At 59.0% G+C, this 14,693-nt stretch carries 10 protein-coding genes; 7 read left to right on the top strand and 3 right to left on the bottom strand.

The window, feature by feature from the left end; all coding sequences use genetic code 11:
• Positions 1-377: 377 nt before the first annotated feature.
• Entirely contained in the window at positions 378-950 is a 573-nt protein-coding gene (locus BPHY_RS34415; RefSeq protein ID WP_176061936.1) for a hypothetical protein, read from the bottom strand.
• Between the two features lie 301 nt (positions 951-1,251).
• Here BPHY_RS34415 and BPHY_RS34410 point away from each other — a divergent pair, with 301 nt between their 5' ends.
• The gene (locus tag BPHY_RS34410) at positions 1,252-1,767 is read left to right on the top strand and encodes a hypothetical protein (protein ID WP_012406090.1); all 516 of its coding nucleotides are present in this window, start codon (positions 1,252-1,254) and stop codon (positions 1,765-1,767) included.
• Between the two features lie 8 nt (positions 1,768-1,775).
• Entirely contained in the window at positions 1,776-2,201 is a 426-nt protein-coding gene (locus BPHY_RS34405; protein WP_012406089.1) for a hypothetical protein, read from the top strand.
• 316 nt (positions 2,202-2,517) lie between these two features.
• Here the strand turns inward: BPHY_RS34405 and BPHY_RS34400 are convergent, their stop codons facing one another.
• Complete coding sequence (locus BPHY_RS34400) at positions 2,518-5,061, bottom strand: tetratricopeptide repeat protein (RefSeq protein ID WP_012406088.1); 2,544 nt, start codon at positions 5,059-5,061, stop codon at positions 2,518-2,520.
• 651 nt (positions 5,062-5,712) lie between these two features.
• On the opposite strand from BPHY_RS34400, the gene BPHY_RS43545 reads away from it, so the two are divergent.
• Both BPHY_RS43545 and BPHY_RS43540 read left to right on the top strand, forming a co-directional pair.
• Positions 5,713-6,273 carry a hypothetical protein gene (locus BPHY_RS43545; RefSeq protein ID WP_012406086.1) on the top strand — a complete coding sequence of 187 codons (561 nt, stop codon included), beginning with the start codon at positions 5,713-5,715 and terminating at the stop codon, positions 6,271-6,273.
• A gap of 78 nt (positions 6,274-6,351) precedes the next feature.
• Positions 6,352-6,906, top strand: a complete 555-nt coding sequence (locus BPHY_RS43540) for a GGDEF domain-containing protein (protein WP_244257739.1) — start codon at positions 6,352-6,354, stop codon at positions 6,904-6,906.
• A 508-nt stretch (positions 6,907-7,414) separates the two neighbouring features.
• Here BPHY_RS43540 and BPHY_RS34390 read toward each other — a convergent pair.
• The gene (locus BPHY_RS34390; RefSeq protein WP_083775941.1) at positions 7,415-9,499 is read right to left on the bottom strand and encodes a translation initiation factor IF-2 associated domain-containing protein; all 2,085 of its coding nucleotides are present in this window, start codon (positions 9,497-9,499) and stop codon (positions 7,415-7,417) included.
• 1,064 nt (positions 9,500-10,563) lie between these two features.
• On the opposite strand from BPHY_RS34390, the gene BPHY_RS38970 reads away from it, so the two are divergent.
• The 3 genes from BPHY_RS38970 (at position 10,564) to BPHY_RS38965 (ending at position 14,627) form a co-directional block, all read left to right on the top strand.
• Positions 10,564-11,616, top strand: a complete 1,053-nt coding sequence (locus BPHY_RS38970; RefSeq protein ID WP_012406083.1) for a hypothetical protein — start codon at positions 10,564-10,566, stop codon at positions 11,614-11,616.
• A gap of 133 nt (positions 11,617-11,749) precedes the next feature.
• On the top strand, positions 11,750-12,964 hold the full coding sequence (locus BPHY_RS34380; protein ID WP_244257738.1) for a hypothetical protein: 1,215 nt from the start codon (positions 11,750-11,752) through the stop codon (positions 12,962-12,964).
• A gap of 40 nt (positions 12,965-13,004) precedes the next feature.
• Positions 13,005-14,627: a hypothetical protein gene (locus tag BPHY_RS38965; protein ID WP_012406081.1), complete on the top strand. Its 1,623-nt coding sequence runs from the start codon at positions 13,005-13,007 to the stop codon at positions 14,625-14,627.
• Positions 14,628-14,693 lie beyond the last annotated feature (66 nt).

Here is a 14,693-nt window from a genome sequence, read left to right as displayed (position 1 = left end):
TCGACTGAGCTTTTCGGTCGATACTCTCCCAGGTGTCACAGTAGCTCTTGTATTCCGCTTCCGCTCGCGAGAGAGCGTAATTGAGAGCGGACTGATGCTTTTCGCGCAAGTCCGTATTGCCATCTAAAGAGGGCGTCATTGTTATTCCTCGTTGTGTATCGCAGTGAGTTCGGTCGTCGTCCACGTAGTGGAGAAAGTCAGGAGGACATTCGAGTCGACTTCCCCGTGGCAGTGCCATCCACATGCGAATCGCGGTGTCCATGTGCGCATGCCCAACCCGCCGGAGCCGCTAGGCATGCAGAGTGGGCCGTGGGCCCCGGTGTAGCCGCGCCACCCCATGGATGTTTATGACGATGCCCTGACGGGCACGTTGTCGATCACTGGCAGGAGAGCACGACGAGGCCGTTGACGTCGCCCGTGTTGGGCAGATGCGCGCCGTACGCAACGGCGAGCAGAGGCTTCGTGATGTCGTTGCCCATCGGTTGCGACGCGGTGGTGACGCCGCTGCCCATCGACGTTCCTGCCGCCATGGCGCTTGCCTTCGTGATGGTCGCCGCAGTATCCGAGCCGATCGTGACCGTTGCGTTGAAATTCACGAGGCTGAGTGTCGACAGATCGAGCGTTGCCGTTGCGGACACGAGCGAACCTGGCGCGACGCTGCCCGTCGCGGAGGAGGGCGAGGTTGCCATCAGGTTGGCACAGGAAAGGGTACCCGCGCCCGGTGTCAGCTTGAGCGGCGAGCCTACTGCGTAATGTGCACCCTGATTCGCCGTGTAGTTTCCGCCGCTCGAGTCCGAACCGTGCGTCCACCGGCCGATGGCGACGTAGCCGCCCGCGCCGTTGACATCGGCGATCGTGCTGTGCTTCGTCAGCGAGATTGCGGGCCCAGTGATGGGGGAGAGCGTCGTGAACGCGCCGCCATAGTTCGCCTGCTGCACCTGGCTGGCCAAAGGGGCATTCGCTGAATGGCACGCCGGGAAGCGTACGTCCTGATTTTTCGCTGGTCGATGGAAGTGCATCGGTCGAGGTCAAGAACTACAATATCGCGACAAACTCGAGCGGACTGATCAACAACGTCGCGCAACAGGCCATTCAGCGAGCTGCCAATCTGCCGCCGGGAATGCAACAGGAGGTCGTCATTGATGTACGCGGACAAAACGTCACACCACAGCAGATAGCCAACATACGATTGGGCATAGTGCTGAAATCCAATGGCATCATTGGCCCCAACTCCATTCGTTTTCGAACACAATGAATAAGATCGGATTTGACGGCGGCGGATTGCTGTGCGAGCTTGGTCCTCGCGCAGATGTTGTGTTGTTTTTCGATTGCCTGAGAACTTATGCACAGCAGGCTCATTCTGAACGAGACTGGAGCTTGCTTCTCGATCGGCTGTATAGACGCTGCTTGCGACTCGACGAGCTTGCCGAAGCAAAGGTTTTAATGGAGCAGGTTCGGCAAATTTTTGCGAAGCTTCCGGCCGCTTCGGCTGTGGCGTGGAATGACATTTCTGCGGACAAACGCAGTCAAAGCTGGCTGAATCCGAATCAGCCGACCTTGGCCGACGTGTTTTGCAAATACTTTGAGCACTTTGCCAGTTGTGTCGACTCTGCACAGCTTAACTACGATACTTTCAAGTCGTATCCCGGATATTCGTATGAGCCGGTGCGCCTCGTAGTCGCAGATCTACCCGAGTTCATACGCGACAAAAACAAGCCGCTCGCCGACTACGATTCCCTGGAGGGCGAGCCGTTCTGGCTCCGCTGACACACAACATGAGCCATGATCTTTTGGTGTATCTGCGAGATTGCGACATGCCCTTGCCAATGACATGGCAACGCGGGATACGCGAAGAGGGTTTCCCGGTCGAGCTATACAACGACTTCGACCCGCGTCTGATGACAGGATTCGTTCCGGTTGTTGTATCCGGAAGGACAACTGGCTTTGAATACTTTTATTTGCGTCCTTCGGACGATGAATTAATTGAGGCCGGCCTGCGAGGAAAAGTAGATCGTTCAGTGTTGTTTTGCACGCATTCCGGTCAGACTCAGGAGTTGATTGCGGCGCTGATCGCCTCTAGTGTGCTCACGAAGATAAGCCGCGGAGTTCTTGTCGATCCCCAATCCGGAGAATGCATCGAGAGCGACAAAGCCATTCGATGGGCGAAGTCTCGTATGCCCCGGATCACTTTGGATCGCTGATGTTTCGCTAGCAGTCTGATTGCTAGCCAGCGGTTGATGTCTAGGCAGAATTGGCCCTTGGAACGACTGTTCGGGGGTTGGAAACAGCCATAGAATTCGCGACGGCCCGGCCGGCCGGTTCGGGTCGCGTTATGCCTTTTGCATGGGGCGGCACCCGAGGCGATCGCCGCGCCCAGTCGTGGGGCACTGGTCGGCCAGAAGCGGCCTTACTCTTCGATCTTGCGGGTGTCCGCTCTATGGAGCGGACGCGTCGTTACCTCGTCTGTCTCTGATGCTGAAGGCACAGAGTTCTTCGAGCGTCGCCCGCGCCGAATAACTAAAAACCCGCGAACCGATACTGAACTCGGTGCAGCCGCGCCCGATCCGGGTTCAAGTGCACCGCCGTGCAATATTCCGCGGTGGCGGCGGCAAACTTACCCTGTTCCTGATAAATGAGACTAAGGTTGTAATGAGCGAGATCACTCCGCGGTGCAACTCTGATTGCGACTTGATATTCGGCCTCTGCCTCTTCTCTCTTGCCTTGCGCGCCATAGACGATTCCCAGTCCAGTATGCGCATCGACAGACATCGGATCGAGCCGAATTGCAGTGTTGTACTCGGCGATGGCGTCGTCGTCTTTGCCTAGCGCATGCAATGCATTGCCCAAGCCATTATGCTGGGTAGCTAGGCGTGGTTCGAGCCGGATCGCCTCTTGATACTCGGCCACTGCTTCGTTCGCCTTGCCCTGTTTAACCAAGATATTGCCGAGGTTGTTGTGTGGCGCGTTAAGGTGAGGATCGAGGCGAATGGCTGCGTGGTATTCAGAAATCGCATCCTCGAGTCGCCCCAGGGCATCCCATACATCGCCAAGCCCGGTGTGTGGCTCCCCAAGGTCGGGCGCGAGTCGCTGCGCCTCAAGGTATTCCGCCGCGGCCTCATCGAGCCGCCCTTCCTTTCGCCAGATATTACCCAGATTGTTATGTGCCCCTGCGTTGCGCGGCTGGAGACGAATCGCTTGACGATATTCTTCAATGGCGAGGTCGCTTCTGCCTCGATCTTCCCAGAGGCCACCAAGACTGTTGTGCAATTCTCCCAAGGTCGGCGCAAGTGCGATGGCTGTCCGAAAATGTTCCATCGCTTCGTCTCCACGGCCTTCGTCTTTCAGCAAAAGGCCGAGATTGTTATGAGGCTCCGCGTCGCTTGGATCAAGTCGTATCGCCGTACGGTACTCGGCTGCGGCTTCCTGCATCTTGCCCCTGCGTTCATCGACCAGAGCGAGCGAGTTGTGTACCTTTGCCGATCCCGGGTCGCCTGCCAACGCAGCGAAGAATTCTGCTTCCGCTTCGTCGGTCTTGCCCTGCGCGTACAGCATGATGCCCAGATTGATGTGCGCGTTGGTATCCGTGGGATCGAGTCGCAATGCCGTCAGATATTCGGCGCGCGCGTCTTCCCGGTTACCCTCATCGTAAAGGATGGCACCTGTCGCGGTATGTGGCCCAGACATGTCGGGATCGAGGTACATCGCCGTGCGAAACTCCGCCAGAGCCTCATCAAACTTCTTCTGTCTTCTCAGGGCCTCACCGAGATCGCTATGCGTTGAGGCTTGCGTCACGTCGAGGCTGATCGCCTGCCTGTATTCTGCTATCGCGTGATCCAGCTCCCCCAAACTGACCCAGACATGTGCGATGCCGTGGTGGGGTGGGGCTTCTTTGGGAGCGAGACGTGAAGCCATTTGATACTCAGCGAGCGCTTCGCTTTCCTTGTGCATTCGATGATGCAAGATGTTACCTAGGCCTACATGTGGCACCTCATCCATCGGCGCATGAGCCATCGCAATGTGGTACTCCGCAATCGCTTCGTCCGTGCGATCCGTTTCCTCCAAGACGTCTGCAAGCGCGGTATGTGCTCGCGAATATCCGGAGTCCAGCAGGATCGCCTCACGAAATTCGGACAGTGCAGTGGCGTTCTGCATCAAAGAATGCCACTCCCTCCCAAGACCTACATGCGCCACAGGATAGTCCGGGGCCGCGGCGATTGCCGCGCGCCACTCGGCGATGGCCGTCGTGAGGTACGCCATTCGTTCGGGTTCGTGTTTGCTGCGCCGGTCAGAGTGATACCGCTCATCGGCGATCGTCGCCTTCAGCGCATGCGCTACCGAGACGGACATACGATCAGACGAGGGAGCTTGAATGATCTGCTCACTCATCGATTCGGCGCGAGAGAGATCGTGAGGACCTAAGTAAAAATACAGTGCGCTCAGCACAGGCTGCGTTTTTTCGACCAATGTGGATGCACCTTTCTCGATCAGCGTATCAACGGCGCTTTCTCCGGTTGCCGATTCTGAAAACATCACGTTGCCGTTCAGCCGCAATCGCAGGGTCAGCGTGTTGCCCGATTGCGTGAATTCACCCGTTATGTCGTGTCGCCAGCCGGATGGCAACATGCCGCGCATCCAGTTAGCGAGGCCTTCGATTGAGATGCCGGCCTTCGGGATCGCGATGTCGGGAGGTGATTGGCGCAGCACCAGAGCTGACCGCCTCGCTCTTACGTCCGTATTCCTGTAGATTGCATTGATCGCGTCACTTAGCTGGGCGGTTACTACAGAGGAGGTGTACCCATCGTCCGACAAAACCTTAGGAACGGAAAGCAGTTGCAGGTCGAGCGTGCGCTCGCGCAGCGTGGACGTGACAAGCAAGCCGCCGATCCAGATGACAAATACCGCCGACGAGCACACGGTGGCAGCGCCGACAATGCGTTTAGTCCATCGCGCGAGAGAGAACCACGCCGACGATACACGGCGGTGTGTCCGATCGTCGGGAGCGAGAGGAAACTCCGGCACTGGCTCGCCTGCTGAGGCTGCGTTGTCTGGGGTTTGCGCCATGAGTCTCCTCCGTACCCGCCTCATCTCGCCGACAACTGGCGGCGAATAGCGCTTTCACCAAACATGTGCATACGCCCGTGCCGCGAACGGGCATAGGAATATAACGAGCGGAAACGTACGATATTGAACGGCAGGTAGAAATCGCGCCGGAAATTCAGACAGCGAATCGCCCAGAAGTGGGCGTTGGCGCCTGTCGCTTTTTTGAAAACGTTTTGGCCGCGCTGTTGGCAACCGAACCGGAAAGATGTCGCGTCATCGACCGACCAACTACGACTGGCCGGTACCTGTCTGGGAGCGGGCGGCCTCGATCCGTGTTCGAATTGCTTCAACGGGTCGTGTTTTGCCGTTCGTGCAATGATTTCGTTGATTGCACACCGATTGGCAATAAACGGCCTCGGCCAATAACGGACCTTCGCCGACGTCAGAAGAATCGCTGACAATCCTGTGCGCATCAAATTCCGATCTCAAGACCGGATGCGACTCTATCTCCCTGCCCAAGGGCTCCCACGCACCAGGCGTACAATCCTCCGACCATGTCGGGTGCCACGTCCATTTTGGGAGAGTCGTCCATGGCAGCTGACGACGCACGCCCTGAGAACCGCCAACCCATAGGCGCAGCGATTTCGCGGCCGGCAGCGGAGAACAAGCGACATGCCCCCTCAGATAACGCCCAATCAGCTCGTTCAATTGGTCATCCCAGGTATCACGGCCGTCTTTTCGCTCGGTTTTGCCTGCACATGGATCTACGACACACGACTGAGCTATCTGCGCTTTCTCTCCGCTTCATTTGCTGCTTTCGCACTCGGCTCGGCAGTGCAGATTTGTCATCTGCCGGATGAATGGCGCTTGAACGCGCTGATATCTGCGGCCTTTTACATCTTGAGCATTCAGCTATTGGCGCAAGGCGTTTTACGCAGGGCGGGGCTTCGTCTCGGGCCGGCGACGCACGTGTCTGTCTTCGCGCTGGTGATGGGCGGCATCTATTACTTCTCGTTCGTGACGCCGAATCTGCTCGTGCGCATCTACATTTTGAATCTCAGCGCCGGGCTGTTGATGCTGCTTACCGCCTTTCTTTTCCGGAAACGCTGCCATGGCCGCACCGTCAACCGCGTTCTTCTCTGGGTGCTGATGATCTTCGGCGCCAGTTTCTTTATCAGAACACCGCTCACGACAATCCGGCCTCTGCCTCATAGCACCGCACCGTTCGGGTAAACCATTTTCTGGGTCCTGCTCCAGTTGTCGCTGGCCCTAATGGGGGCCGTGTTGGGGCTCGTGCTGCCGGCCGCGGCAATGTCGGACGTGATCGACAGACTGACTCTCGAACGCGATCTCGACTCGCTCACCGAGACGTTGAACCGGCGCGCGTTTGAACGCATGGCGGGCCGCCGCGTCGCGGACAGGCGAAGCTATCCGCTCGCGCTGATCGCTTTCGACATCGACAACTTCAAATCCATCAATGACCGTTATGGGCATGCGGCCGGCGACGCGGTGCTGCGCCAGTTCGCCGCAATCCTGCGCGCCGCGGTGCGCGAGAAAGACGTGGTGGCGCGCATCGGCGGCGAGGAATTCGTGCTTCTGCTGCCGGGCGCTGACGACAAATTCGCGTATCAGATCGCGGAGCGCCTGCGCATCGTGCTGGAGTCTTCACGCTTCAATGAAATCGAGGCTACGCTGCGCGTTACGACGAGTGCCGGCATTGCCCGGCATCGGCCTGGCGAGACGGTCGGAGCGTTGCTGGCGCGCGCCGACCACCTGCTCTATGCGGCAAAGCGCGCGGGGAGGAACCGGGTGGTCACTGAGCCATCAGGTCAGACGTGGGATGCTCCCGAGCTTGATATTGTGTGATCGCCCGAAAGCCGGCAAGCATTCAAACCGTACACGCAGACGGGCTTGGGGTAGGAATCCCGATAGGAGCATCGGGCGTCGTCGACGCTGCTCGCCAGTGTCGGCTTCTGCTAATCGCGATCGTCCCTTGTGGGTCGCGTTATGCCTTTTGCATGAGATGAATGCCCGGCGCGATCGCCGTCGCCTGCCGTGGGGCCAGGTGCGGCCATGAGCAGCCATTCAGGCACGGATTCGCTCGGACACTCAAACGTCAGCTACAAACCGAAACCCGCCGTCCATTCACGAACGACGAACACTCGGGAGTGGGCCTTAGCTGGCGGTCGCCGATTTGTCGATGTGCGGCAGTCGCACTCCGCTTCACCGACATTCGCAAAGGTGTGCCGGCGAAAGTCGGCCCCCGGTAGGTATCGAGACCCGAAGGGGACAGAAGCAAAGGTTTGCAATGTGAGAGTTCTCTGCGAGTCCGGGCGAGCAGGGGGAGACTCAGTCGCTAACGTTACGTTGCACGTTATTGCAAAAGCCGTTCGATCGCTTGGCGAAGCTCTGGAGCTAGCTCATGCTCCGATGGCACGGAAAATCTGTCGAGTTTTTTTTCATCATATCCATTAGTTTTAACGATGTTCTTAAGCGATTTATGAAGGGTTTTTCCGAGGATGTTTTTCGGTAGATCTTTTGCGTCGACATTCCAAAGCCTCTCTGACGCAGGCGAACCTCCGTCCTCGTAAAGGAGACGATTAATGTGTTTCCTTTTATCGAAAAATACTTTCCTGCCATCAGTACATGATTGAGCCGCAGTATCGACCCAGTCGCTGGCGATCTGTTCAGATACTCCATAAAGCGATGACAGGTACGCCGGTGTGCAAAAGTATGCTTCTGCATCTGAATCCCGCGTTACCCACACTGCTACGCCAGTGGTCGTGTATCGCTCCCCCCATCTTTCGCTTTCCTGCTCCGTCATAAAATCACGATCACGATGTATAACGACTCTAACGTCGAAAGTCTGTTCTCCTAGCAATCCCTTCAACAGCGCATTCTTCGGCAAATTGTCGACGCCAAAACAGCGGCAGATTGTGATTTGCCGATTCAGCTGTGGCCACTGCCGCAGTATCGCTCGAATTGCGTGATCGTTCTCATCTTCGACGAAGAATAGTATTTTCCGATCGAGTCCTCCCCATCCCAACAACGAGCGAATCGCCTCGTCCTGCTCTTCAACTACTTGACCGTTGTTTACCCACAGCAAGCTTGCGGCCGGAGAAGCCGCTCTAGCGATGTGGGGGCTGTGGGTAGTCAGAAGCACTTGCACATCAAATTCATCCGAGGCAAATTCCAAAGCCTCAATCAGTCGCTCTTGTTTGTCCGGATGTAGGTGCGCGTCTGGCTCATCGATCAGAATCAGTTTCGGTCGAAATAAAATGAGGTAGGCAAAAATCTGAATGATCTGGAGGACGCCAGTCGCGGCAGCCTCTAGCGGACGCTTGACCCCAGACAGCACTTGATCGTCAAACGATGCCTGAATGTGCACGTCCTCTCGCTCGTCAAAACTCACTTCGACCCGCACATTCGGATGCACCATCTGAACCAGACGGTTCAAGTTTAGTAGACGCTCTTCGGCCATGCGATTGTCTGTTTCAGCTGGCTGACGGCTGGCGATGTTAAACAGCACATTGCGCAACACGCCCCCCGCATCACCGCCAGCAGCCTGCCTTCTTAGCAGGGGTTTCACGAGAATCGTTTCCTTCTCAGACAGACCCGCCAGACCCGGAATGTACGTTGTAATTAACTCTTCACGCTGTTTGAAAGGGCTTACTGCACTTCCCCCTTCAATATGCACAGAAATTCCCCCGCGATTGCGCGCTGCCCAGATTCTAACTGTTGCAGTTGAAGACGTTTCGTCCCCGGCCCCGGCGTGCCTGAATGCAACCGAGGTTGGTTGACTGGATCGATCAGTTGATAATTCCCCTCTATGGGCGGTCGTCAAAGGCTCGCTAGATGGCGAGTAATCCAGTCTTTCGAACGAGACGACTTCTGATTGACTCTGAGGAGGTATGTAGCTTGCCGCACGCGTTGCCCAATGAATTGCCTGCAACACTGATGATTTGCCCGATCCATTCGGACCGACCAATATAGTAACGTCGGACAGCGGTACCCGAAGGTTTTTTACTGCCTTGAAGTTGGTAATCTCGACTGAAGCAAGCTTGGTCCAACGTAGCTTTTTTGCCTTCGTGTCTAGCTGCGGGCTAAGTTGATCGATGGAAATATTCGTTACTGCTGCAGGCTCTGGGATCGGCACCTGCACGGGCGGCTGACGGCTAACAAAGGTTCTTTTTTTGCGCACCTCAACCTGGATCGTGCGAGCCTTCCCGTCAGATCCTTTTTGAGAAACCTCAGAAGTATGGCGCCTGGTCAGTTTTATCTTTGAATCGGAGCTCCCACTCATTGCGCGCAAATGCCCAAGCAGCTTTGATTTGTCTGTCTCCGAGATGGCGTCGCTAGCGGATCTCTTCATCGCTCCGGCGGCCTTTAGCTGTTCGATCAGGACCTCCACAGGCATTTTCAACTCAGCAGCAAACTCCCCCACCGTATTAGCACTCATTTTTCAGCACCGTATTTTAATTTTCGGAGAATTTTTACGTTTCTCGTATTGAATGCAATGAGCGTCTGCTCTCAAAGTAATTCGCCGGTCGCATCAATTTTTGGTGGCAAGCATTATAACGGAGTCCGTTCGCCGGCGCGTTCGAGATTGGAACGGGGTCTGGATGTAAGCGCCTATCGGCAAGTGAGTCTTCGACTGGACGTTCGCCTCGGGTCGCCTTCCAACTATCGCGCCGCGGCGCTTGGACTCCGCTCCGTGGAAATCGCTCGAGGCCGCAATCGCTCACTCGGAAACATCGGGCCGAGTCACCGCTCAGCGTCGGAAAGACTCATTCGTTGACGACTGAAGCGTCATTCGCCGACGCGGCTGTACAAACGGCAGCAGAGCAATCTGCAACCGACGCACCGCCATTTGTCGCGGAACGTCCACGATGGCCGACGGCTTGCCGACCGTGATGAGCGCCGCGAAGGGCGGTTGTAGCTTCAAAGCAGTCTTTTGATTGCAGTGAGCCCAAAGGACGGCTCCGGGTGGCGTGTGTTGCCGTTCGCGCAATGATTTCGTTGATTGCACACCGATTGGCAATTAACGGCCAGTTTCTGCCACTCGCTTTAGTCATCGGTGGCCGCTTGGACGACCGATTCAGTTCGAAACCCGTCCGACGCTCAACTGAGCATATCGGCGAAAGTTGTATGCGCAAGCGGTAGAACTTGGCGAGTCTGAAATTGCGCACCTGCAACCGTACTAAGGCGACTCGATTGCGCGGCTTTGCGTTTCGTGTTCGTTCAGTGCCGGTCTACCAGTCGGACGATAGCTGCGCGCGCGTCGGTGTCGAGACGCACGGCGATGCGCGTCGATGGCGATTCAATTAAGTGATAGCGAAGCTGGCTTCACATGCCGCTTGAAAGTTGCGAAAGACTCTTCGCACTTTCTCGCCAAAAAAAGCTCCCGGACCGGTTACATCAAGTGTTGGTATGACTCGTGCATTTGAGCGCCCAGCCAGGTCTGCAAGCGTTTTGCAGAGCCGCGCGTCGACACTGATGCCAACCTAGAGAAGGAGTAAGGTCATGCACAACACGGATCGAACGCAGCAATTCATGGAGTCCGGCGAGTTCAACAACGAAGGATTCCCTCAAGGCGAATATCAAGGCGAATATCAAGGCGAGTACCAGGGCGAGTACCAGGGCGAGTATCAAGGCGAGTATCAAGGCGAGTACCAGGGCGAGTACCAGGGCGAGTACCCGCAGGAATTGCGTGGCGGTTACCCGCCCGGCGGTCAGTACGAAGTTCCGTTTCTAGGGGAACTCATCAACCCCGTATCCGGCGAGGTCAACCGCGACGCTGAGCTCGCTCTGGCCGCCGAACTGCTTTCGGTAAGCAGCGAGCAGGAACTCGATCACTTCCTCGGCGGCCTGATGCGCAACATCGGCCGAACATTCAAGAAAGTCGCCAGCAGTGGTTTCAGCCGTCTGATTGGCGGCGCGCTGCGCACCGTGGCGAAAGCCGCGCTTCCTGCCCTGGGAGGCGCGCTCGGCACCTTCATTCCGATCCCCGGCGTAGGGACGGCTGTGGGCGCGGCGGCGGCTCACGCAGCGGGCAGTGCGCTGGGGCTGGAGGGCGAAGGCCTGTCGAACGAAGACCGCCAGTTCGAGATCGCGCGACGCATCGTGCGGATCGGCATAGAAAGCGCGCGGTCACTCGAACTGGCTCCGCAGAGCGAGTTCATGGGGCAACAGGAACTCGGCTCGATCATCAGCGGCATCGCCAAAAATGTGTTGCCGTCGCTCGGCAGCGCCGTGCTTAACGGACTCACCGGCCAGGCTTCGAGCGGCGGGCAGGCGACCGGCGGTCTGTTGGGCGGCCTGCAAGTGAGAAGTCCGAGTGGATGGGATGTGCGGTTGGGCGGCCAGGCCGGTGGCCAGGCCACGGCTGGCACGGCGGTGGGCGTCAACATGCCCGCGCCCAACGTGCCATTCCAGCCTTCGCCCCCACGTCAGGTTCTGCCTTACCCGCCCGGCGGCGTGCCCTCGCGGCCCGTGATGCCGCCTCCTGACCGGCGGCTCGTGAAGGGAACGTGGGTGCGGCGCGGCCGCCACATCATCGTGTACAACGCGTACTGAAGTCACGTGCGACTGTCACCCCGAATGGGAGATGACCATGCCACAAGGTCACGCCACACGCCACCTCGCCTACGAAGCGCAGTCGCTGCTCGAACGGCTGAACGAGCAACGCCCGTTCGCGCTCACGCTGCCCATGGTGGCCGCCGCCGCTCCGTCGATTGCCGCCCAGGCCGCGATCGAGGCGTTTCTCGCGCAAGGGCGAGATCATCTGCGCCATATCGTCGGGCGGTTTCTGACGTGGCTCGAATCGCCCGCCGGCGCGATCGCGTCGGCGGCGCAGGCGCAGCGATATTTCGCAGTGCTCCGCGTGAGGTTCCTCGATCTGATCACGCAGTTCGACATGTTCTCCGATGTGCTGGCCGAGCGCAGCCAACATGGTTATGGCGAGTGGCTGGGCGGTCTAGACGTAGTCGCTGCCGACGCGCTGCGGCTCCCCGGCGGCTGGTACGCCAGCCCGCCCGTGATCTGTCATCTGGACCGCGGGCCCGGCGCCGCCATTCGGCGCGTGCGGACGCGTCTGCCCGGCGGCGGCCTGGCGCCGGTGGCGGTCATCCGCATTCCTCGCGAGCGCATGGTGGGAAGCGCGATCGCGTCGTCGCTGGTCCACGAGGTCGGTCATCAGGGCGCGGAGCTGCTCGACCTGACGGGCACGCTGCGCGATGCGCTGACAGCCATGGCGCGCGATCGGCCGGACGAACGGATCGGTTGGCAGTGCTTGCAGACGTGGATCTCGGAGATAGTCGCGGATTTCTGGAGTGTCGCGCGCGTGGGCATCACTTCGACGCTCGGCCTGATGAGCGTGGTAAGTCTGCCGCGCGCCTTCGTCACGCGTTTCACGGTCGACGAGCCGCATCCGCCGCCGTGGATCCGCGTCAAGATCAGCGCCAGTGTGGGCCAGCGCTTGTACCCCGATGCCCAATGGCAGGCGCTTGCCGAACTATGGGAAAGCCTGTACCCGCTGGATCGGACCGTCACGACGAGAGATGCGATGGCCTTCCGCTCGCTTGAGCGCCTGCTGCCGGGCTTCGTCGACTTCCTCGCGAGCTTTCGCCCGGCCAGTCTCGGCGGCTTGATGCTAGCTCAGGCATTCCCCGTGGCGGAATGCTCGCCGGCGCGGCTTCGCGTGCTGTGGCGCGGCCATCGCCGTCGGCCGGAAACGTTGGCCGCGCTGTCTCCTACCGTGGCCTGCGCCGCCATCGGACAAGCGAAATTCGATGGCTGGCTCACCGCGACGGCCGAGGTGACTTTGCTGCGGCGTCTGCTGCGCTTCTGGGCCTTGCAGGGCACGATCGACGCCCGCGAGATATGCGCCAACGCGGGCCCGGCCGCCGCGGCCCTGGTGCTTTGACTGTCGCTTACTTCATTTCTGCATGCCAAGGAGAAAGACGATGCTCAACGGATATACGGCCGTGCAACTGCAAATGCACACTCCGAACCCGGCGGATGACCCATTCATCGCGTTCTATAACGTCGTTCGACACGCCTCCGGCGCATTGGGATTCCGCCATTACTCCAACTTCATCTCGGCGCTGTTCTGCAGGAGTGAGCGCGAGGATATCGTCAACGAATGTCTGAACAACGCGCTTGTTTCCGCACGCAGTGAACTGCCTCAAAACGACTTCTGCTTCAGCGGCACCAAGGCATACGATCAGATAACGGAGGCTACGTCGCTCTTCATCGCTTGTCAGTCGGCGTTGCTGGACGATTGCTGCGGGACGCGCAGACGCAGGGAACGGGACGATCTCGAGGATCTCGAGCTCGCTCCAGCCTTGTCGGTCGCGAGTCAACCGTTGATCAATGGGCCGCTGCTGCACGATTCCACCGATTGGGATGTCATGGAAGTCAATCGACGGTTCGCGCCCGGCAGCATCACGCTGGCGCAATTGCAGGCGGCCGAGTCGCGCCTGTTCGCTCCGCCGACGGGTACCGGCGTCGTCGGCGCGGGTGTGGCGGCCGATCCACGCCCCGCCGGCGTACTCACCTTCATGCAGCAACTCGTCGAAAACCATCCCGGCGTCCCGCTGAAGGACTGCACGCTGGGTTCGGGGAATTGCATCGGCATGCTGGTGTGCAAGCTGCGCTGTCCGCCGCTGCTGGAACTGATCTGGTCGTATTGGATGGAGCAGGGAATGCTGGTGCAGGGTCTGAATGCGTTGAGCCTGCGCTTTCAGAATCGGCGCTATCCCGGTCCGGATACGCTTAGGCGCTGCGACATATCGCCGTTGCGTCCGCTCAGCAACGTCTTCTGGGGCTATGTCCAGCGAGAACAGAACCGGCTCTCGCTCGCCCGGCGCGCTTACGAATACGACCATCACTACGGGCTGCGACTGAAGGGTCCCGCCGTGCCGGAAATGCTCCCGGCCGACAGCCGGTCGCAGTTCATCGAGGCCTTCCATCGCCTGTTGCTGGAGGCAAGCCGCTACTACCGCACGGCCATGGATACCACCATGAACGCCGACGCGTTTCCCGCGCTCAATTGCCTGCGCGAGCTTCATCTGGTTCTGGCCGAAGGGGCGCATAACCAGTTCGGCGATCTGCCTACCACGGCCCGGGGCGAGATGCTGCTCCAGCAGTGGTTGCTCGCACGGCCGGAGGTGCGGGAATTTCTCGGCGGACGGCCGGGCGTTCCCTACCCGGAGGCATGGATGCCACATCTCGACACCCTGCGCCAGTTCATGGGATGGAACGACGCGTCGATCCGCCACTATCGCGACCTGGCGACGTACGGCGAACAGTTGTTGTTGAGCATTCGCTACCTGCCGTGGAGCACGGTCAACGACTCGACCATCGCGGCTGGCTGGCTGAGCGCGTGGCGTCCGGAGGTGCAGGCTTACGTGCACGCGTATCGGGCCGTGACCGGCGTGGATCTAAGCATGGCAGAACAGCCGGTGATCGCATCGGGCGGCTGGACGGCTCAGCCTTCCGATCTGATCGGCCGGCGTCTCGGTCAACCGGCGGCCCAGCAATCCACCCCATTGCCGGCGCAGCGCATCCCGGCGCGCCAATCCTGAGGAGCAGTCCGATCATGCCGAATCCACATATCTCGAGTTTCTGGCAGACGGGTGGCAGCGCGTCGG

Source organism: Paraburkholderia phymatum STM815, from assembly GCF_000020045.1.
Lineage (GTDB): Bacteria > Pseudomonadota > Gammaproteobacteria > Burkholderiales > Burkholderiaceae > Paraburkholderia > Paraburkholderia phymatum.
The sequence above is the reverse complement of the archived record's forward strand: the minus strand, read 5'-3'. Positions and strand labels throughout refer to the sequence as shown.